This is a genomic window from Vibrio sp. HI00D65, assembly GCF_001635455.1.
Classification (GTDB): domain Bacteria; phylum Pseudomonadota; class Gammaproteobacteria; order Enterobacterales; family Vibrionaceae; genus Vibrio.
The window spans coordinates 38,849-59,219 of record NZ_LWEH01000255.1 but is presented as its reverse complement, the minus strand read 5'-3'; the positions used below and the strand labels follow the sequence as shown (position 1 = coordinate 59,219).

Here is a 20,371-nt window from a genome sequence, read left to right as displayed (position 1 = left end):
GAAATTAACATAATTAAAACGCCACTGTCCAGCGTAAAATTGACCTGCATCATAGAACGCAGTGTGAATTAACCACGATTTAACAAATGAATTTTAAAACAGCAACCAAATTGGTCTTACCATTTACAGCGCTAATACTTTTTAGGAGTACTCGTGCTAGAAAGTTTCAGGATAAAAATGAATTGTTTCAGAAAGATTAGCCTAAGTCGGTCAAAAATCGAACCAAGTGCACATTTGGGAGGGAAATTCTGTTCACAAGCTTTAATATCTAGGTGTTTGATAAGCTCGTCACACTCTCGATTTATCGACGTACACCCGCCAACCACTTTCTTTACATTGCAACAACAAAAATTCACAAGTAGTTATGCGAAGCGTTGATTAAGCTAGACTCTGTAATTAGCAGAGCCATGAAGAATATGAGGAATTAGAAGCGCAAGTTACTTTTAAATTTTGTCCAATCAAAGACCAAACCAGGGTCTGTTTTGCGTAAAGGCGCTATGTATTGGTGCCCAGTGATACGTTCATCAGTGATCTGAGGAAAGCTCGATACCAGTTTTTCCGTTAGCTCAGTCAAGGCTTGATACTGCTGCTCGGTATAGGCAACAAAGTCGCTGCCCTCTAATTCAATACCAATAGAATAATCATTACACCTTTCACGACCAGCAAAGCTCGATTGGCCGGCGTGCCAAGCCCTATCGCGGAAAGAAACAAACTGCACCACTTCACCATCGCGGCGAATCAAGCAATGGGCCGATACACCCATTTGATGAATCACTTTGAAAAACGGGTGTTCCGCTGGATCGAGGTTACCCGTAAAGAACTGCTCGATATAAGGCCCACCAAATTGCCCTGGTGGCAGGCTAATATTATGGACCACCAGCAGAGAGATATCATCAACACTCGGCCGAGCGTCAAAATACGGGGAAGGAACATGCCGAGCGTTTTCGTACCATCCTTTGGAGCAGATCGTCATCTTGGTCTCACTTTCTTTTTTGCTAGCACGGTAGATTGTGACCTTACCCATAGAGCAGTCGCGCTAGCCTCTTTAATTTGAAGTTAAGCAAGAGTATCATTCCATTCCCACTCCCTTTCAAGATTAGATTTGCGATGAAAAACACACATAACAGCTACCAACGCCTTGACTACTTAAAAGAGCAGCTGCCTCTCGAGATCACTCGTGCTGTCGCAGAAACAATCAAAGAAGATCTGGGCGGTACGTTAGATCCTGCGGCTGATATTACGGCAAGTCTAATCTCAGCTGACGCTATCAACAGCGCAACCATCATCACTCGTGAGCACGGCGTATTCTGCGGTAAAGCATGGGCTGATGAGGTGTTTAAGCAGCTAGGTGGTGAAGTGACGATCGAGTGGAACGTAGAAGATGGTGATAAGGTTGAACCAAACCAAACGCTTTGTACCCTAACCGGTCCAGCGCGCGCACTATTAACTGGTGAGCGTAACGCAATGAACTTCATTCAAACGCTATCTGGTTGTGCGACCGCAACCGCTATCTATGCTGACAAAATCAAACACACAGAGTGCCGTCTGCTAGATACTCGTAAAACCATCCCTGGCCTACGTAGTGCACTAAAATACGCTGTGGCTTGTGGTGGCGGTTTCAACCACCGTATCGGTGTTTTCGATGCCTACTTAATCAAAGAAAACCACATCATCGCATGTGGCGGTATTGAAAAAGCTATCTCAACAGCAAAACAGCTAAACCCGGGTAAGCCTGTTGAAGTGGAAACTGAGAGCCTAGAAGAGCTAGAGCAAGCTATTAACGCGGGCGCAGACATCATCATGCTAGACAACTTCACCACTGACATGATGCGTGAAGCAGTGAAGATCAACGCAGGCCGTGCTGCACTAGAAAACTCAGGTAACGTGACGTTAGACACCATCGCTGAGTTCGCAGAAACGGGTGTCGACTACATCTCTGTCGGTGCACTAACTAAGCACCTGAAAGCAATGGATCTATCAATGAGATTCAAAGCGTAATCTACTGAATAGTAAATAGTTTCTATAAAGGCACTATTGATGACAGTGCCTTTTTTATTGCCTTAAGTACCAGTATTTCAAAGCGTTATTTAAGTTGATCGCATAAATTTGCGCGCTATATGCAACAGCTATTCAATAAATTCAAAACCACTCGCGACCACACCTGAACACCATTCCACTTCCCCACCTCGACTTCTATTCTCTCTACCATCTTGTGCTCGCACTGAAACAAACTAAAGAATGGAATTAGATAATGAATGACAAGAACAAAAGAACGAACCAAAAAGGCTTTACGCTGATTGAATTGATGATCGTGGTGGCGATTATCGGCATTTTGTCTGCCTTTGCTGTACCTGCTTATCAAAACTACACGAAGAAAGCGACTATATCTGAGTTTCCTGTAGCTGCAGCTGCAGTAAAGATGGCAGTTGAGTTATGTGCTCATGAAACAGCGTCAGACGCCACAACATTTAAAACTAGCTGTGTATCAAACAATAACGGTGTCCCAGATGTACTGACATTAAACAATATGGAAATTAAAGCTATCGGAGGCAGTGCTTCAGGAGCGGTAGATGTTCGAATAAAGGCATCAGCTGCTAAAGGGCCAATCAAAACAGGGGAAACCTATGTTATGACAGCATTTTATGGCGCAACAGGTATTACATGGGCTACGGAATGTTATACAGATGCAACTCTTACCACAACACAAGATACTTATTGCCCATAATGCTCACCAACCTCCCAACCGTTCTACGTCAAGCTGATTTACTTAGCCTGACCCAAGAACAAGCCGTGGCAGAACATATACAAGCTTCAGGTATTTCCACTCCTGAAGCTTTACTCGCTCTTGATCTCTTCACAGGCGACTCCCTAGCGAACAATATACAAGCCATCTTCGGCTTACCGTTAGTTCAACTGGGCACCACAGATTATGAAGCTTTGTGTGACCGACTAGGGCTTCGCGAGTTAATTACCAAATATCGAGCTATCCCGATCTTAGTCTCTAACTCGACGCTCACACTTGCTTCCGCCGACCCGACCGACTTACAAGCTGAAGATGATTTTCGCTTTGCAACTGGGCTGCAGATAGAACTGGCAGTCGCCAATTATTCAGAACTGGAAGGTGCGATACGCAAGTTATACGGCCGCTCGATTTCTGGGCAAGACTCAAAACGCAAAGAAATCACCCAAGATGAACTGGCTAACCTAGTTGAAGTATCTGACGACGAGCTCGCGTCGATTGAAGACCTTAGTCAAGACGACTCTCCAGTTAGCCGATTTATCAATCAGATACTGGTCGATGCAGTACGTAAAGGTGCTTCCGATATCCATTTTGAGCCTTACGAAAAGCACTACCGTGTTCGTCTGCGTTGTGACGGTATATTGGTTGAGATCCAGCAACCCGCTTCTCACCTGAGCCGACGTTTATCCGCCCGTTTAAAAATTCTCGCTAAGCTTGATATTGCTGAGCGTCGCTTACCTCAAGATGGACGAATAAAACTGCGCCTGAATGACGAACTCGCGATTGATTTGCGCGTCTCCACATTGCCAACCCTATGGGGCGAGAAGATCGTTTTACGGCTACTCGATAGCAGCGCAGCTAATCTCGATATCGACAAACTCGGTTACAGCGACGATCAAAAAGCCCTCTACATGAATGCACTAAAACGCCCGCAAGGAATGATCTTAATGACTGGCCCTACAGGCAGCGGGAAAACCGTCTCGCTTTATACTGGCCTTCGAGTATTGAACACCACGGAACGTAATATCTCCACCGCAGAAGATCCGGTAGAGATTAACCTATGTGGTATCAACCAAGTGCAATTAATGCCAAAGATTGGCTTTGGATTCGCTGAAGCCCTGCGATCATTTTTACGACAAGATCCAGATGTGGTGATGGTCGGTGAGATCCGTGATTTAGAAACCGCAGAGATCGCCATCAAAGCGTCACAAACCGGTCACTTAGTGCTTTCAACGCTCCACACAAACTCTGCGGCAGAAACGGTGACTCGACTCGCTCATATGGGGATTGAACCCTTTAATCTAGCCTCATCGTTGAGCTTGATCATTGCCCAGCGACTGGCAAGGCGCTTGTGCAATCAATGCAAAACCGTTGACGACTCACCAGATATCTTCCTGCGTCACTCCATCCCTAACAGCAAAACCATTTATAGGGCTAACCCACAAGGGTGTAATGGGTGCAATCAAGGCTATTCAGGACGGGTCGGTATTTATGAAGTGATGCCATTCACCGACAAACTCAAAAACAGCCTTATCAGCAAACCAAATGCATTGGAGGTAGAAGACCTCGCTCGCCGAGAAGGGATGCGTACACTGCAAGAGTCAGGATTAGACAAGCTACTTGAAGGCACCACCAGCTATCAAGAACTGCAACGTGTTCTGTACCTATAGTCTATTGGAGCTTCAATGATCACTAAACCTAAGCAATCACAATTAAAAAGCTATCACTGGAAAGGTATCAACAGCTCTGGCAAAAAAGTGTCAGGGCAAACCTTAGCGCTTACTGAATTGGAGGTGCGAGAAAAGCTCAAAGATCAGCATATCCAGATAAATAAAATCAAAAAGAAAAGTATTTCAGCACTAATTCGTTTAACCCATCGAGTTAAATCTCGGGATATAACCGTATTGACCCGCCAGCTTGCGACCATGCTAGGAACCGGAGTCCCAATTGTGCAGGCAATTAAATTGGTCTCAGATAATCATCGTAAAGCTGAAATGAAATCTATCCTGTCACACATCTGTAAAGGTGTCGAAGCTGGCACACCTATCTCCAAAGCGATGCGAACCGCGAGTCGCCACTTTGATGATCTTTATACCGATTTAGTCGCAACGGGTGAGCTCTCGGGTAACCTCGTGCAAGTATTTGAACGCCTAGCGACATATCGAGAGAAGAGTGAACAGCTCAAGTCTAAGGTCATCAAAGCGCTCATCTATCCTGCAATGGTGGTTACTGTCGCACTCACAGTCTCTTATTTAATGCTGACCATGGTGATTCCTGAGTTTGAGTCTATGTTTTCGGGCTTTGGTGCCGACCTCCCTTGGTTGACTCAGCAAGTACTTGAGCTTTCTCATTGGATGCAGGCATACAGCTTTTATATGTTTATAGGTGCAGGGTTGGCAGGCGTAGTTATTTATCAACTCTGTCAGCGTTCCTACTCGATTCGATTATCTACCAGCCGCTTAGGGTTAAAGTTTCCAGTTCTAGGCGGTGTCATGGCCAAAGCCTCTATTGCCAAGTTCAGTCGAACACTATCAACCAGTTTCGGCTCTGGTATTCCCATTCTCATGAGCCTAAAAACCACGGCCAAAACCGCAGGAAACCTGCACTTTGAATCAGCAATCATTGAAGTACATCGTGAAACCGCTGCTGGCATCCCCATGTATATTGCCATGCGCAATACCAATGCGTTTCCTGAGATGATGTTGCAGATGGTGACGATTGGCGAAGAGTCAGGAAACCTTGATGAAATGCTCAACAAAGTCGCTTCGATTTATGAGTTTGAAGTAGACAATACCGTCGATAATTTGGGCAAAATATTAGAGCCGCTGATCATTGTATTTTTAGGATCCGTCGTAGGCGGTCTTGTGGTTGCGATGTACTTACCGATCTTTAATCTTATGAGTGTGTTAGGATAGCCAAAAGCAACTAAACACCCATGAGTAGAAACCTCTACTCACCTTGATTAAGTGGTAAAGGACACTATGGAAGTATTTCACTACTATCCTTGGCTATTCCCCGTATTAGCATTCATTTTTAGTCTTCTGATTGGCAGCTTCCTTAACGTCGTCATACATCGTTTACCAATTATGATGGAACGTGAATGGCAACAAGAGTGCTCGGAGTATTTCTCACAATATAAGATTCCCGCGCCAGAAGGAAAATTCAACCTCAGTGTTCCTCGCTCTACCTGCCCTAAATGCAACACTCAATTAAGAATCATCGACAATATCCCAGTGTTAAGCTGGTTATTCTTGAAGGGTAAGTGTCACAGTTGTAACACTCCGATCAGCATTCGCTACCCTCTGGTTGAACTTCTGAATGCAATACTTTGCACAGTTGTCGCGAGTCACTTTGGTTTCAATTTTTACACTATTGCACTGATATTTTTAACCTTTGCGTTAATTACCGCCACTTTCATCGATCTCGACACCATGCTATTGCCGGACCAAATTACCTTACCGTTAGTTTGGTCTGGTATCGCTTTAGCCTTATTTGATATCAGCCCAGTATCGCTTCAAGACTCTGTAATCGGTGCCATGGCTGGTTACCTCGCTTTATGGTCAGTGTACTGGCTGTTCAAGCTACTGACAGGCAAAGAAGGCATGGGTTACGGTGACTTCAAGTTACTAGCCGCACTTGGTGCATGGCTTGGTTGGCAGCACCTTCCAATGATCATCCTGTTGTCTTCGCTCGTTGGCCTAGTGTTTGGGTTGATTCAGCTACGCTTGAAACAACAAGGCATCGATAAAGCCTTCCCATTCGGCCCTTACCTTGCGATTGCTGGCTGGGTGAGTTTGATGTGGGGCAACGACATCATGGGTTGGTATTTCACTTCAGTACTAGGAATGTAACCATGGCAATCATTATCGGATTAAGTGGCGGTATCGCCAGTGGTAAAACAACTGTCGCCAACCTATTCAACGAACACTTTGGCATTGATATTGTCGACGCCGATATCGTGGCACGCGAAGTGGTCGCTCTGGGTAGTGAAGGGCTAAAGCAGATTACCAAACACTTTGGCGAGGCTATCCTGCTTGAAGATGGTACGCTCAATCGAGCTAAGCTACGCGAGCTGATCTTCTCAGACCCAGAGCAAAAGCAATGGCTCAATGAGCTTCTTCATCCCATGATCCGTGACAAAATTGACAGTGACCTGTCTAAAGTCACCTCTCCCTATGGTTTATTAGTCGCACCTCTACTGGTTGAAAACCAGATGCAAGGCATGACGGATCGCGTATTAATTGTTGATGTGCCTACCGAAGTGCAGATTGAACGAACGATAAGCCGTGACAATGTTTCTAGGGAACAAGTTGCATCAATTTTGAAATCACAAGCTTCAAGAGAACAACGTTTGGCAGTTGCAGATGACGTGATTAAAAACCATACTAAAAACCAAGAACTTTTGCCGCAAATCACAGATTTACATAAAAAGTATCTGGCAATCAGTACAGTAGATGGGTCAGAATAGAACTATGTTGAATGAAGGCTTGCTCGATGATCACCCACAAATTTGAACATCCTCTAAATGAGAAAACACGCATCTACCTAAGAGTGGAATCGCTCTTGAGGCAGTTACACCTGTCTTCTACATTTTCCGATGCTCAACAGTATCAACTCTTTTTCCGCTCTATCTTTGATCTGATTGAAATCTTCGAGCAGATCCAACTCAAGAGCGAACTTGCAAAAGATCTTGAGAAGCAACGTGTAACCTACAAAAGCTGGTTAGACGTTGAAGGTGTCGATCAAGAGATGCTTGCGTCACTGCTCAATGACATTGGCAACATCTATCGTGACTTAATGCACGCAGAGCGTTTTGGTCAATCACTTAAGGAAGACCGCTTTCTCAGTGCCATTCGCCAACGTTTTAATCTGCCTGGCGGTTCGTGCTGCTTTGACTTACCGGCACTGCATTATTGGTTGCACCTCCCTCTTGATAAGAGAATGAGAGATGCCAAAGCGTGGATGGATAGCCTACAGCCTCTGTACGAAGCGCTAACGCTATGGTTAAAGCTAACTCGAGAGACTGGCCACTTCAAAGAGCAAATTGCTCGCGCTGGCTTCTTCCAGAGCGATGCAGAAGAAGCGAATATCCTTCGCCTATCCATTCCAATGCAATACGGTGCCTATCCGATGATCTCAGGGCACAAAAACCGCTTTGCTGTTAAATTCATGAGTTTTGAAACAGGGCAAGCCTTTACTCAAGATATCGAATTTGAGCTGGCTATCTGCACCTAATTAATTTCCTTTAGCGTTTGGCTTGAACGAACACTTGAGCCAAAACTCTTTGTTATTACACCCTCTAATTAAGAATCACTATGTCGAACAAAATCACCATCGTTAAATGCCCTCAATGTAATACTGACGTTGAATGGGGTGAACAGAGCCCACACCGTCCGTTTTGCAGTAAGCAATGTCAGATGATTGATTTCGGTGAATGGGCAGACGAAGAGAACAGTATCGCTGGCGCACCAGATATGTCTGATAGCGATGGTTGGTCAGAAGACCAGTATTAAGATTCGAGAAGAATTATTAAAGGGTTGGCGTTTGCGTCAATCCTTTTTTATTGCCGATTGTTTGGTGTTTGCCAAAAGAGATTCCCTACTCCTTCCTTCGTCTGTCTAGGGAATAACGGTAACTTTAGTATTCGGTTCACTCTGTCACCTTCATTAGTAATAGACGAACGAGTTAGGGATATCTTACTTTCAAAGCTCTAAACAGCAGACACAAAAAAGCGGAGCCAAGTGGCTCCGCTTTTATCGATAGAATGCAAAAAGAATTACTTCTTAGCAAGCTTCTCTTTAATACGAGCAGACTTACCAGAACGTTCACGTAGGTAGTACAACTTGGCACGACGTACTGCACCACGGCGTTTAACTTCGATGCTATCAACCATTGGAGAGTGAGTTTGGAACGCACGCTCTACACCTTCACCGTTCGAGATCTTACGAACTGTGAATGCAGAGTGAAGACCACGGTTACGAATAGCGATTACTACGCCTTCGAAAGCCTGTAGACGCTCACGGTCACCTTCTTTTACCTTAACCTGAACTACAACAGTGTCACCTGGTGCGAATTTAGGAAGGTCTGATTTTAGTTGCTCTTCTTCAAGAGCCTTAATGATGTTGCTCATTTGTATAAATTCCTAGAATAAACTGATACTAAATTTAATAGGTTACTGCTTGCTTTTCGTTAAGAGCGTTGCTCTTTAATGAATTCAGCCAGTAATTGTTCCTGTTCGTCAGTCAGAGCTAGGTTTTCCAGGAGTTCTGGTCTTCTTAGCCAAGTTCGGCCCAACGATTGTTGTAATCGCCAGCGACGAATGTCCTTATGGTTTCCAGACTTGAGCACCGAAGGCACTTCTTTGTCGTCTAGCACCTCAGGGCGCGTATAGTGAGGGCAATCTAGCAAACCATTTGCAAAAGAATCTTCTTCTGCTGAAGCAAAATCTCCAAGTACACCCGGTACAAACCGAGAGACTGAATCAATCAGCGTCATGGCTGGCAGTTCACCACCCGTCATCACAAAATCCCCAATCGACCATTCTTCGTCGACTTCAGATTGAATGATGCGCTCATCTACTCCTTCGTAGCGACCACAAATAAGAAGTAAATTCTCGTTTGTTGCCAGCTCTTCAACACCTTTCTGGTCGAGTTTACGACCTTGAGGTGAAAGGTAGATAACTTTCGTCTTTCCCGGTGATGCTTGTTTGGCAGTTTGGATAGCGTCGCGCAAAGGCTGAACCATCATTAACATGCCAGGACCACCACCGTAAGGTCTATCATCAACAGTGCGATGTTTATCATGAGTGAAATCACGAGGATTCCATGTCTCAATAGATAAAAGACCTTTCTTTACCGCTTGACCCGTTACTCCAAAATCAGTAACTGAACGGAACATTTCAGGAAATAGGCTAATTACGCCAACCCACATGTGTTCTCTCGCTCTATGATTTTAAAGTTAGAATCCAGGATCCCAGTCAACTTCGATCCGTTGAGCTTCGCGATCAACTTTCTTGATCACTTGCTCTTCAAGGTACGGTACTAACCGTTCCTTTTGTCCGAAAGCATCCTTAAGATTTGCTTTGATTACTAGAACATCGTTTGAGCCAGTTTCTAGCATGTCGGTAACGACACCTAGATCGTAACCTTTAGTGGTTACTACTTGCATACCAAACAATTCACGCCAGTAGAATTCCTCTTCTGACAATTCAGGTAATGAAGCCGGGTCTATAGCAATTTCAAAGTTAGTCAGTAGATGAGCGTCCTCGCGGACCTCAAAACCTTCCAGCTTACACACCATACCTTTGTTATGGCGCTTCCAGCTTTCTACTTTGAATTCAACCCACTTCCCCTTTTGGTTAACGTACCATGGAGAGTAATCAAATATGCTTTCAGCGTTGTCTGTGTAGGAAAAAACTTTAAGCCAGCCACGAATGCCATAGGTAGCACCAAACTTGCCCATAACAATTTTTTCGTCTTGCTTGCTCATCGTTTCTTTACCCTTCATCGACATAAGCTATTTCTCTTTAAAAAAGAATTAAGCCGCTTTTTGAGCGTCTTTAACTAGCTTAGCTACACGATCAGATAGAGATGCGCCTTGACCAACCCAGTGGTTAACGCGATCTAGGTCTAGACGTAGACCTTCTTCTTGACCTTGAGCAGTAGGGTTAAAGAAACCTACTTTCTCGATGAAACGGCCAGTTGCAGCGTTACGGCTATCCGCAACTACGATTTGATAGAATGGACGCTTCTTAGCGCCGTGACGTGCCAAACGAATGGTTACCATGTCGTCCTCTTTGCTTTCTTAATAAAATAATTAACCCCAATAACCATTTATCACTAAACAGCTTGGGGTCTCGTGCCAAATTAAAGCCCCGGAATTTTACTCTTATTCCGGGGCAATGCAAGGGGTTTAGCTATTTTTTCACCAACATAGTGTCTGTATTCTTTCTGTGACACAGATAACACTATGAAAAGTAAAGGTGCTACAGGTTACATTAGGCGATTATCGGCCGAACGGGTTGAAGCCGCCACCCATACCACCCATGCCGCCCATCATACCTTGCATGTTACGCATCATGCCTTTCATGCCACCCTTCTGCATTTTCTTCATCATCTTCTGCATTTGGGTGAACTGCTTAAGCATGCGGTTTACATCTTGTACTTGTGTACCAGAACCAGCGGCAATACGTTTTTTACGTGAGCCTTTAATTAGCTCAGGACGTTGACGCTCTTTCATGGTCATAGAATTGATGATCGCTTCCATCTGCTTGAACATCTTGTCATCAACTTTATCTTTCACGTTGTCTGGTAGTTGAGACATGCCTGGAAGCTTATCCATCATGCCCATCATACCGCCCATGTTTTTCATTTGACCTAGCTGTTCACGGAAGTCTTCAAGGTCAAAACCTTTCTTCTCTTTGAACTTCTTAGCCAGTTTCTCTGCTTTCTCGGTATCAACGTTTTTCTGTAGATCTTCAATAAGTGACAGAACGTCACCCATACCTAAGATACGAGAAGCAACACGATCAGGGTGGAATGGTTCTAGTGCGTCAGTTTTCTCACCAACACCTAAGAATTTGATTGGCTTGCCTGTGATATGACGAACAGACAGCGCTGCACCACCACGCGCATCACCATCAACTTTCGTTAAGATAACACCGGTTAGTGGAAGCGCATCACCAAAGGCTTTTGCCGTATTCGCCGCATCTTGACCTGTCATAGCATCAACAACGAATAGAGTTTCAACTGGGTTGATTGCAGTGTGAAGCTCTTGGATCTCACCCATCATCTCTTCATCAATTGCTAAACGACCAGCGGTATCGACAAGTAGCACGTCGTAGAATTTCTTCTTCGCGTGGTCGATTGCAGCATTAGCAATATCAATAGGCTTCTGGTCAGCCGAAGATGGGAAGAAGTCAACGCCAACATCGCTAGCTAACGTTTCAAGTTGTTTGATCGCCGCAGGACGGTAAACGTCGGCAGACACAACCAATACTTTCTTCTTGTCACGCTCCGTCAGCAACTTAGATAGCTTACCTACCGATGTGGTTTTACCCGCACCTTGTAGACCTGCCATTAAGATAACTGCTGGCGGTTGTGCTGCTAGGTTAAGCGCTTCGTTAGATTCACCCATCACCGCTTCAAGTTCAGCTTGAACGATCTTAATGAATTCTTGGCCAGGTGTTAGAGATTTAGAAACCTCAACACCCACAGCGCCTTCTTTTACGCGCTTAACAAAATCGCGAACAACTGGCAGTGCCACGTCAGCTTCAAGAAGCGCCATGCGCACTTCACGTAGCGTATCTTTAATATTGTCTTCGGTCAGACGACCTTTACCGCTGATATTCTTCAGCGTTTTGGATAGACGATCCGTTAAATTATCAAACATAGTTTTCTCTTCGCTCAATCCTGCGACTATTAAGTTGAGTATACATTAGCGTGGATTAGAGTCATACCCGTTGAAGAGCGTTAATCATCCATGCTTGTGATGTGAGACGGTGTTCCCTTGGAATTGAGTGAGGTTCACCATAGCCCCAAAGAGCGATGCAAGGTATAATTCGCCAATTAGTAATCATTTTAATGGATACCATGGACAGTCTTATTGCGATCGCAGCAGCCTTTCTTTATACAATGGCGATTTCCACGATCATTCCAGGTCTCGTGCACCAAACAGGGATACGTGTAAAAACGGTGTTTATCAGCGCATTACTTGCTCTAGCTTTCCATGCTTGGTTGCTTGGCGATTTAATCTTTAATGCCAGTGGTCAAAACCTCAGTATCTTAAACGTTGCCTCACTGATCAGTTTAATCATTTCTCTAGTGATGAGCGGTGCTATGCTCAAAACCCGACTGTGGTTCATTCTTCCTGTGGTTTATAGCTTCGCAGCACTGAACTTGATGGCGGCAACTTTTCTTCCAAGTACCTTCATCAAACATTTAGAGAATGATCCAAAATTGCTGATGCACATCTCTTTGGCGCTGTTTTCTTACGCGACGCTCACCATTGGTGCCCTATACGCACTACAGCTTGCGTGGCTAGATCACAAACTTAAAAAGAAGAAAGCATTGGTTATCAACCCTAACCTACCTCCATTAATGATGGTCGAAAGACAACTTTTCAAGATCATCCTAATCGGTAATGGCTTATTGACGGGTACCTTGTTGACTGGCTTTATCTTCGTACAAGACATGTTCGCTCAAGGCAAAGCACACAAAGCCGTATTATCTTTTATTGCTTGGGTTATCTACTCCATTCTTCTGTGGGGTCATTATCAAAAAGGTTGGCGTGGTCAGAAGGTGACTTGGTTCGCCCTTGCCGGTGCCAGCATGCTCACATTAGCCTACTTCGGTAGTCGCTTCGTTCAGGAAATCATCCTGAGATAACACCTAAATTAGAGGCAAGGTTACGTATACCTTGCCTTTAAAATATTGAGTCAGATAGATTCAATTGACATCTAGACCATGTTCGGTCATAAGTTAATTAAGATACACAAATAGGAAAAGAATAGTTTTGGACGACATATCAACGGGTATCTTATTTGCGCTACTCGCGTGTCTCATTGTAATTTCTGGTTATTTCTCTGGTTCAGAAACGGGCATGATGTCTTTGAACCGCTACCGTTTAAAGCACTTGGCCAACACGGGTCATAAAGGTGCAAAGCGCGTAGAAAAACTTCTGAACCGCCCCGACAGGTTGATAGGCCTCATTCTCATCGGTAACAACCTTGTCAACATTCTCGCTTCTGCGATCGCAACCATTATTGGTATGCGTATTTACGGGGACATAGGTGTGGCTGTTGCAACCGGTACCCTAACTCTCGTGATCCTCGTATTCGCCGAGGTCACACCAAAAACCATCGCCTCTCTGTTTCCTGAACGTGTCTCCTACGCTAGCAGCATCTTGCTAATGATTCTGATGAAGGTACTGTCACCACTGGTAATATTAGTGAACTTCATTACCAATGGCTTCATTCGTATTCTGGGTGTCAAAGCCAGTCACGACGCGACCGATCATTTGAGCTCTGAAGAGCTAAGAACCGTTGTAAATGAAGCGGGCAATCTAATACCTCAACGTCACCAAGATATGTTGGTGTCTATTCTAGATTTAGAGCACGTTACCGTGAATGATATCATGGTGCCTCGTAACGAGATTACCGGTATTGACATTAATGATGATTGGAAATCCATCGTTCGCCAGCTGACCCACTCCCCTCATGGCCGAGTTGTTCTTTATCGTGACCAAATTGATGAAGTAGTTGGCATGCTAAGGCTGCGCGAAGCGTATCGTTTGATGCTTGAAAAAAACGAATTCAACAAAGAGACTCTGCTGCGTGCCGCAGACGAAATCTACTTCATTCCTGAAGCAACCCCACTCAATATTCAGCTACTAAAATTCCAACGCAACAAACAGCGCATCGGTCTAATCGTTGATGAGTACGGTGATATCAATGGCTTGGTGACATTAGAAGATATTCTAGAAGAAATTGTCGGTGAGTTTACCACTTCAATTACGCCAAGTTTGTCTGATGAAATCACACCGCAGAGCGACGGCAGCTTCCTCATTGAGGGCAGTGCAAACATTCGTGATATCAACAAAGGGTTGCAGTGGGCACTCCCAACAGATGGACCAAGAACATTGAATGGTCTGATACTAGAACATCTTGAAGACATACCAGAGAGCCACCTAAGTGTTCAAGTTGCCAGTCATCCAATGGAGATCGTGGAGCTTGAAGAGAACCGTATCAAGCTAGTACGTGTATTTCCACAGATCGTAAATGGATAATAGGTTCAGATAGTAATCGCTATTGGCCTGCTAAGTGAGAAAAGAGAAAGGCCCGGTTCAATGAACCGGGCCTTTTGATATCTTACCCATCGAGAGCTAACTCAAATGACTAATCGACTTTAAGCTCTTTAAGCATCGACTCTGGCAGTGCTAGCTCGTCATTCTTGTTTACTGAGATACCAGCAGCGATGATGGTATTCGCGATCTCTTTCGCTTCGTCTAAAGAGTGCATTGCTGCCGTACCACACTGGTACTCATTCAGCTCAGGGATCTTGTTCTGGCTCTCAACTTTCAGCACGGCTTGCATTGCCGCTAACCAAGCATCAGCCACTTGCTGCTCTGAAGGTGTACCAATCAGGCTCATGTAGAAACCTGTACGACAACCCATAGGTGAAATATCGATGATCTCTACATCTGAACCGTTCAGTTGAGCACGCATGAAACCAGCGTATAAGTGCTCTAAAGTGTGGATACCTTTCTCAGATAGGATATCTTTGTTTGGTGCAGTAAAACGCAGGTCAAATACCGTAATGGTATCCCCTTTTGGAGTTTGCATTGTTTTTGCAACACGAACTGCTGGTGCGTTCATACGAGTGTGATCTACAGTAAAACTATCTAATAAAGGCATTGCTATTCTCCGTGACGGTTGGCTTTAGAAAAACCAACTTCGATTGTCTTCTAATTCTTTGCGGCACTGTTTCAGTTGCCAGCCATAATCTTTTGCTTGCTGTTCGACTTTACGAGCCACCTTAATTAAAGATGGTTTGCTGTTATAGGATTTGCGCTTATAACCACCGCGGCCTTCATGGTAAGCCAAGTACTGGTTATATGGGTCCCAAAGCGAGATACCGAGTTGACGACGCGTTTCACTGGTGTACCAGCCTATAAACATCAGCGCATCATCAAAGTTGGTCCTTGAACCGCCATTGTTGGTCGTTTTTTGGAAGTCTTCCCAAGCTGGGTCCTGAGCTTGAGCATAGCCATAAGCGCTACTTACGCGGCCCCAAGGAATGAAACCAAGAATGTAATCTTTCGGTGGGCGCGCATCATGACGGAAGCTACTTTCTTGTTTTACAAAAGCCATCGCTACGTTGATGGGAGTACCCCACTCTTCTTGCATATCTAGGGCGTCTTCGTACCACGATGGATGCTCTCTGAAGATGCTACATAGGTTGTCTTGCTGTTTCGGCGGTGGTGTTGCACACCCAACCAAAAGGCTAGAGACAACACCGACAGTGACTACAGGTAACCAATTGCTACTCACACGAGTAGTATTACCTAATAAGGCTTGCTTCCTTTCCACCAACGTCTCGCTATGCTTTTAAATACGAAAAATAATCCGCTAAGAAGCTGTCAAAATCTTGTGTGCTCGCTTCTTCACTTTGCTGCTGAGCAATCACAGAGCGTTGAACCTCTGCTTCCATCAGCTCAGCTGAATACACTTTGTATTGGTGTGCTTTGTGTTGTTGTGCGTATGTTTTACCTAGTGCACAGCCAACTTTACCTAAGCCACCTAACTTTTTAGTCTCTTCTAGCAATTGGCCAGAAATGGTTAGCTCTGGGTTATCAATCCAAACTTCAAGCGTATCGCAGGTTTCTTGGTAAGCTCGACCGCCTTGTTCAGCATCCATCATCTTAGCAATTGAGCGTAGATCTTTGAACACGCGCTTCGCCCAATCTTGCAGAGATAAGCGCTCACCGTGACAGCCAATTTGCAGTTCTAGACCCACTTGACGACCTTCTAGGATCACCTTGTTCCAGTTGTCGCGCCAGCATTCAAGCTCACAGTTATCCATCTCAGCAGAGTCAGTTAGCACACTCCAGGTTAGGAATAGATCTAAGAAGCGAACTTGTTGCTCTGTGATACCGATTGAGCTGAATGGGTTTACGTCTAGAGAGCGAACCTCGATGTACTCAACACCGCCACGAGCCAGCGCTTCAGATGGTTTCTCACCACTCTTCGCCACACGCTTAGGGCGGATAGGTGCGTAAAGCTCATTCTCAATTTGCAATACGTTGCTATTAAGCTGACGGTATTCGCCCTCAACCTTAACGCCAATTTCAGCAAACTCTTCTGATGGAGTGCGAATCGCTTGATTCAAGCCCTCAAGGTACTGCTCTAAGCTATTAAAGCCAATCTTCAATACGCTTTGCGCGCTGTTAGTGTAACCAAGATCACTCAGACGAAGAGCCGTTGCTTTTGGTAGATACAGTGTCCCACCAACCTTTTCAAAAGGTAAATTCGTTTCTCTTCCTTTGATGAAAGATGAACACAATGCTGGTGAAGCACCGAATAAATATGGGATTAACCAACCAAAGCGGTAGTAGTTACGAATCAAACCGAAGTAAGCATCTGATTTTGCGTCACTACGCTCTTGTTCTGTTTGTTCACCAAACAAGCTATCCCAGAAGCTTTCAGGGAAAGAAAAGTTAAAGTGAACGCCAGAGATAATCTGCATCAAGCTACCGTAACGGCGTTTTAGGCCCTCACGATATAACGTTTTCATTTTACCGTTGTTAGACGTGCCGTATTGCGCAAGCTGAATGTAGTCTTCGCTACCAACATAACAAGGCATAGAGAGCGGCCACAGTTTTTCACCGTCTAACTTGGTTTGTGTGAAATGATGAATATCAGACAACTGATTCAAAAGAGTAGGAACGTCGTTTGAAACAGGTGTAATAAATTCCAGTAGCGACTCAGAGAAATCAGTCGTTACCCACTCGTTCATCAACGCAGATCCTAAAGCCTTAGGGTGCGGCCCAGTAGCAAGGTGCCCATCTTCCGTGTAGCGCAATGTTTCCCTTTCAACACCACGACCAAATTGAGAGAAGGTCTTAGGGTTGGTTGCAACTTGCTTTAGTCGCGCAGCAAAATCAGTCAAAATTCAGTTCACTTATCTTATATCGTTCTGATTAGAACTATCATAAATTAGGTTGGAGGAGAAAAGTAGAGCCTCTTCCCTCCTCCCTTTAATGTGTACTCTAACGAATGATTTCAAGCTCTTCTATTGGAATATCTAACTTTTCTAATTGCGGGCGAAGCGAAGCCGCATCACCAACCACAATTATTTGATAATCATTCGGGTCGAACCATTTCTTCGATAGTTCATTCAATGTCTCTTTTGAGACCGTCTCAACTATTTGATTACGCTGTTGTAGGTAATCTTCATCAAGGCTCAAAGCAACAATATTACTTAACAGCCCAGCTTTCTGACTTGGCGTTTCGTATTTGAGTGCATCTTGTTGACCGACGGCAAGGCGCATAAATTTCATCTCTTCGTCAGTTAATCCACTTTGGCTAAACTCATTCAGTTCATTAATAAACTCTTGAATCGATGGCACTGTCGCGTTGGCTCTTACCTGTGCGCTAAATACTACTGCTCCCGTTTCACGAGTACTGGCAAAGTAACCACTCGCACCATAAGTATATGCTTTGTCTTCGCGTAGGTTCTGGTTGATGCGGCTGTTAAAGTTCCCCGCTAGGTTAAAGTTAGCCAATTGGCTCTTATACAACTCACCCGTAGCATCAAAAGGCAGACCTTTACGAACTAAGCGAACGATACTTTGTGGCGCGCCCGGCTTATCAACTAAATACAAACGCTGCTCAGTTAGGTCTTTAAGAATTTGTGGGCGTGTCAGCGGTGCTGCCTCGCCTTGCCACTCCTCAAAGAATTGTAGCTGCTTTCCAACCTCTTTCTTCGAGATGTCCCCCACAATAACAATATTAGCTCCCTCCGGAGTATAGTGTTGACTGTAAAACTGTTTTACATCGTCCAGAGTTAACGATTCTAGAGACTCTTTAGTTCCATCACTCGCACGAGCAAAAATACTATCACCAAACAGCACTTCACGGGTTGCTTGAGATGCCATCCAGCTTGGTTGTTGATGCTGATACACCACTCCTTCTAGCATCTGTTTCTTAACACGTTCAAAGTCTTGCTCATCGAACTTAGGCTCAAGCAAAACCTCTTGCACGATCGCTAAGGTTTGAGTCAGGTTTTTCTCTAGCGTAGAAATTGAAATATCTGTGGTGTAACTACCAGCGCTGATACTTACGCTGCTACCCAACTTATCTAGGGTCGCCTGTAGCTCTTCAACCGTTCGTTTAGTAGAGCCTTCTTCCATCATAGCGGCTGTTAGGTTTGCTAGGCCCTCTTGTCCTTTACGAACATAACGCTCACCTGCAGATAGTTGGATTTGCATTTGTACCGTCGGCGTTTCGCTGGTTTCAGTACCAATCAAATCAGTACCGTTTGCAAAGTGCATGCGATACAGCTCTGGCATTGTCGCTTCGACACCAAAGGTCACCTCAGGCATCACACTTCGATCAAAGGTGTCCGTTGCTCTTCTGAAGTTCAGTTGGTCTTCCGTTACTTTACTGTATTCAGGCAAAGTACGTGGTGGCGCGGTAAATGTTGCTTCTCGAACGGCTAAATCAAGCTGTTTTTTCGGAACCACACTCAAAGTCACCTTATGCTTACCTTCGATGAAATCTTGGTAGGCCTTGCTAACGCTTTCAGGCGTGACGGCACGGATTTGATCCAGCTGGGACTCAATACGTTCTGGCTGACCATAGAAAGTTTGGTTAGATGCCAATTGCGACACTTTACCTTTAACACTTTGCAGTGCAAAAACCGCATCCGCTTCGGCCATTCCTGTAATCTGGTCTAGGCGTTCTTGTTGAACCCCCTCTTTCGAGAACTTATCTAAGGTATCCATTAACTCCTTGTTGAGAGCCGTTAAGTCACCTTTTTTACCAGAGTTACCCATCGCATATACGTACATAGTACATGCCAACTCAGCACAATCGTGGAATGAGCCTGCACTCACTGCTTTTTGTGTCTTCACTAAGTTTTGGTAAAGGTAACTGTTAGTACCGGAACCTAAAACGTTGGACAGCGCATTCAGTGACGCTTGGGTCTCTTCGCCGCGATAAGTCGTTGGCCAACCAACCAATACCATTGGCTGACGAATGTTATCTTCTAGAGTGATGTACTTATCTTCTGTTAGTACCGCAGGTTGTTTCTCAGCAGGATCAACCTCTGGACCTTTCGGGATCGGACCAAAGTATTTATTAACCCACTCAAGCGTATCGTCAACATCGATATCACCACCGATTGTCAGAACCGCATTATTTGGGCCGTACCAACGCAGGAAGAATGCCTTGAGGTCATTCACATCGACGCGGTCAAGATCTTCGACATAGCCAATTGGTTGCCATGAATATGGGTGTCCTTCAGGGTAAAGCGCTTCACCCATACGTTCCCACATCAAGCCATAAGGACGGTTTTCATAGCTTTGAGCACGTTCGTTTTTAACCGTGCCTCTCTGTACTTCGAATTTCTCCTGAGAAACCGCATCCAACAAGAAACCCATTCGGTCTGACTCTAACCACAACATTTTCTCAAGCTGGTTTGAGGGAACCGTCTCAAAGTAATTAGTACGGTCACGGTTAGTGGTGCCGTTTAAAGAACCACCGGCCTCGGTAATGATCTTGAAGTGCTGCTGGTCACCAACGTTCTCAGAGCCTTGGAACATCATATGCTCGAAGAAATGCGCAAAGCCTGACTTACCTATCTCTTCACGTGCAGAACCGACATGGTAAGTCACATCCACATGCACCAATGGATCAGAATCATCGGGAGAAAGAATAACAGTTAAGCCATTATCCAATTGATACTTAGTATAAGGAATCACCACTTTATCTTTAGAAGGCTTAATCTCTTCTAAAAGAGTGACACCTTCTGGTAATGAGGAAAAGAAGGATGTTGAGCTAGGTACATTGTTAGAACAGCCAGCAATGGCGATAAGAGAAAATGTACCAAGTAAAACCTTTTTCATTGGTTC

Annotated in this window: 20 protein-coding genes; 10 read left to right on the top strand and 10 right to left on the bottom strand. The window is 44.7% G+C overall.

Annotation, left to right across the window (positions count from 1 at the left end):
• Window positions 1-424: 424 nt before the first annotated feature.
• Window positions 425-1,024, bottom strand: coding sequence for a 1,6-anhydro-N-acetylmuramyl-L-alanine amidase AmpD (gene ampD / locus A3712_RS17305; RefSeq protein ID WP_063524427.1), 600 nt, complete (start codon window positions 1,022-1,024; stop codon window positions 425-427).
• 83 nt (window positions 1,025-1,107) lie between these two features.
• Between ampD and nadC the strand changes: the two genes are divergently transcribed.
• The 8 genes from nadC to yacG all read left to right on the top strand — a co-directional run bounded on the left by nadC (window position 1,108) and on the right by yacG (window position 8,253).
• Entirely contained in the window at window positions 1,108-1,998 is an 891-nt protein-coding gene (nadC, locus tag A3712_RS17300; RefSeq protein WP_063524426.1) for a carboxylating nicotinate-nucleotide diphosphorylase, read from the top strand.
• Between the two features lie 253 nt (window positions 1,999-2,251).
• A complete protein-coding gene (locus tag A3712_RS17295; protein WP_063524425.1) occupies window positions 2,252-2,725 on the top strand; it encodes a pilin in 474 nt (157 codons plus the stop codon).
• Complete coding sequence (gene pilB, locus A3712_RS17290; RefSeq protein WP_063524424.1) at window positions 2,725-4,410, top strand: type IV-A pilus assembly ATPase PilB; 1,686 nt, start codon at window positions 2,725-2,727, stop codon at window positions 4,408-4,410. The genes A3712_RS17295 and pilB overlap by 1 nt, the downstream gene beginning before the upstream one ends.
• A 15-nt stretch (window positions 4,411-4,425) precedes the next feature.
• The gene (locus A3712_RS17285) at window positions 4,426-5,655 is read left to right on the top strand and encodes a type II secretion system F family protein (protein ID WP_063524423.1); all 1,230 of its coding nucleotides are present in this window, start codon (window positions 4,426-4,428) and stop codon (window positions 5,653-5,655) included.
• A gap of 66 nt (window positions 5,656-5,721) precedes the next feature.
• The gene (locus tag A3712_RS17280) at window positions 5,722-6,591 is read left to right on the top strand and encodes a prepilin peptidase (RefSeq protein ID WP_063524422.1); all 870 of its coding nucleotides are present in this window, start codon (window positions 5,722-5,724) and stop codon (window positions 6,589-6,591) included.
• Between the two features lie 2 nt (window positions 6,592-6,593).
• Window positions 6,594-7,208, top strand: coding sequence for a dephospho-CoA kinase (coaE, locus tag A3712_RS17275; RefSeq protein ID WP_063524421.1), 615 nt, complete (start codon window positions 6,594-6,596; stop codon window positions 7,206-7,208).
• A gap of 26 nt (window positions 7,209-7,234) precedes the next feature.
• The gene (zapD, locus tag A3712_RS17270; RefSeq protein WP_063524420.1) at window positions 7,235-7,975 is read left to right on the top strand and encodes a cell division protein ZapD; all 741 of its coding nucleotides are present in this window, start codon (window positions 7,235-7,237) and stop codon (window positions 7,973-7,975) included.
• A gap of 80 nt (window positions 7,976-8,055) precedes the next feature.
• Window positions 8,056-8,253 (top strand): DNA gyrase inhibitor YacG, encoded by a 198-nt coding sequence (gene yacG, locus A3712_RS17265; protein ID WP_008222354.1) that lies wholly within the window; start codon window positions 8,056-8,058, stop codon window positions 8,251-8,253.
• A gap of 263 nt (window positions 8,254-8,516) precedes the next feature.
• Here yacG and rplS read toward each other — a convergent pair whose 3' ends face one another.
• The 5 genes from rplS to ffh all read right to left on the bottom strand — a co-directional run bounded on the left by rplS (window position 8,517) and on the right by ffh (window position 12,130).
• Window positions 8,517-8,870 (bottom strand): 50S ribosomal protein L19, encoded by a 354-nt coding sequence (gene rplS / locus A3712_RS17260; protein WP_004738151.1) that lies wholly within the window; start codon window positions 8,868-8,870, stop codon window positions 8,517-8,519.
• Between the two features lie 59 nt (window positions 8,871-8,929).
• Window positions 8,930-9,670 carry a tRNA (guanosine(37)-N1)-methyltransferase TrmD gene (gene trmD, locus A3712_RS17255; RefSeq protein WP_063524419.1) on the bottom strand — a complete coding sequence of 247 codons (741 nt, stop codon included), beginning with the start codon at window positions 9,668-9,670 and terminating at the stop codon, window positions 8,930-8,932.
• A gap of 27 nt (window positions 9,671-9,697) precedes the next feature.
• Window positions 9,698-10,252 carry a ribosome maturation factor RimM gene (rimM, locus tag A3712_RS17250; RefSeq protein WP_032554095.1) on the bottom strand — a complete coding sequence of 185 codons (555 nt, stop codon included), beginning with the start codon at window positions 10,250-10,252 and terminating at the stop codon, window positions 9,698-9,700.
• Window positions 10,253-10,276: 24 nt separating this feature from the next.
• On the bottom strand, window positions 10,277-10,525 hold the full coding sequence (gene rpsP, locus A3712_RS17245; protein ID WP_004410028.1) for a 30S ribosomal protein S16: 249 nt from the start codon (window positions 10,523-10,525) through the stop codon (window positions 10,277-10,279).
• Between the two features lie 219 nt (window positions 10,526-10,744).
• The gene (ffh, locus tag A3712_RS17240) at window positions 10,745-12,130 is read right to left on the bottom strand and encodes a signal recognition particle protein (protein WP_063524418.1); all 1,386 of its coding nucleotides are present in this window, start codon (window positions 12,128-12,130) and stop codon (window positions 10,745-10,747) included.
• A 200-nt stretch (window positions 12,131-12,330) separates the two neighbouring features.
• Here ffh and A3712_RS17235 point away from each other — a divergent pair, with 200 nt between their 5' ends.
• Together A3712_RS17235 and A3712_RS17230 are read left to right on the top strand one after the other, a co-directional pair.
• Entirely contained in the window at window positions 12,331-13,125 is a 795-nt protein-coding gene (locus A3712_RS17235; protein WP_004738143.1) for a cytochrome C assembly family protein, read from the top strand.
• 127 nt (window positions 13,126-13,252) lie between these two features.
• A complete protein-coding gene (locus tag A3712_RS17230; RefSeq protein ID WP_063524417.1) occupies window positions 13,253-14,524 on the top strand; it encodes an HlyC/CorC family transporter in 1,272 nt (423 codons plus the stop codon).
• A 109-nt stretch (window positions 14,525-14,633) separates the two neighbouring features.
• On the opposite strand, the gene luxS is transcribed toward A3712_RS17230, so the two are convergent.
• From luxS to A3712_RS17210, 4 genes are all read right to left on the bottom strand, one after another.
• Complete coding sequence (gene luxS / locus A3712_RS17225; RefSeq protein WP_063524416.1) at window positions 14,634-15,152, bottom strand: S-ribosylhomocysteine lyase; 519 nt, start codon at window positions 15,150-15,152, stop codon at window positions 14,634-14,636.
• Window positions 15,153-15,176: 24 nt separating this feature from the next.
• Window positions 15,177-15,827 (bottom strand): transglycosylase SLT domain-containing protein, encoded by a 651-nt coding sequence (locus A3712_RS17220; RefSeq protein WP_082856256.1) that lies wholly within the window; start codon window positions 15,825-15,827, stop codon window positions 15,177-15,179.
• Between the two features lie 10 nt (window positions 15,828-15,837).
• Window positions 15,838-17,406, bottom strand: a complete 1,569-nt coding sequence (gshA, locus tag A3712_RS17215; RefSeq protein ID WP_063524415.1) for a glutamate--cysteine ligase — start codon at window positions 17,404-17,406, stop codon at window positions 15,838-15,840.
• Between the two features lie 100 nt (window positions 17,407-17,506).
• On the bottom strand, window positions 17,507-20,365 hold the full coding sequence (locus tag A3712_RS17210) for a M16 family metallopeptidase (protein ID WP_063524414.1): 2,859 nt from the start codon (window positions 20,363-20,365) through the stop codon (window positions 17,507-17,509).
• Between the last annotated feature and the right edge of the window lie 6 nt (window positions 20,366-20,371).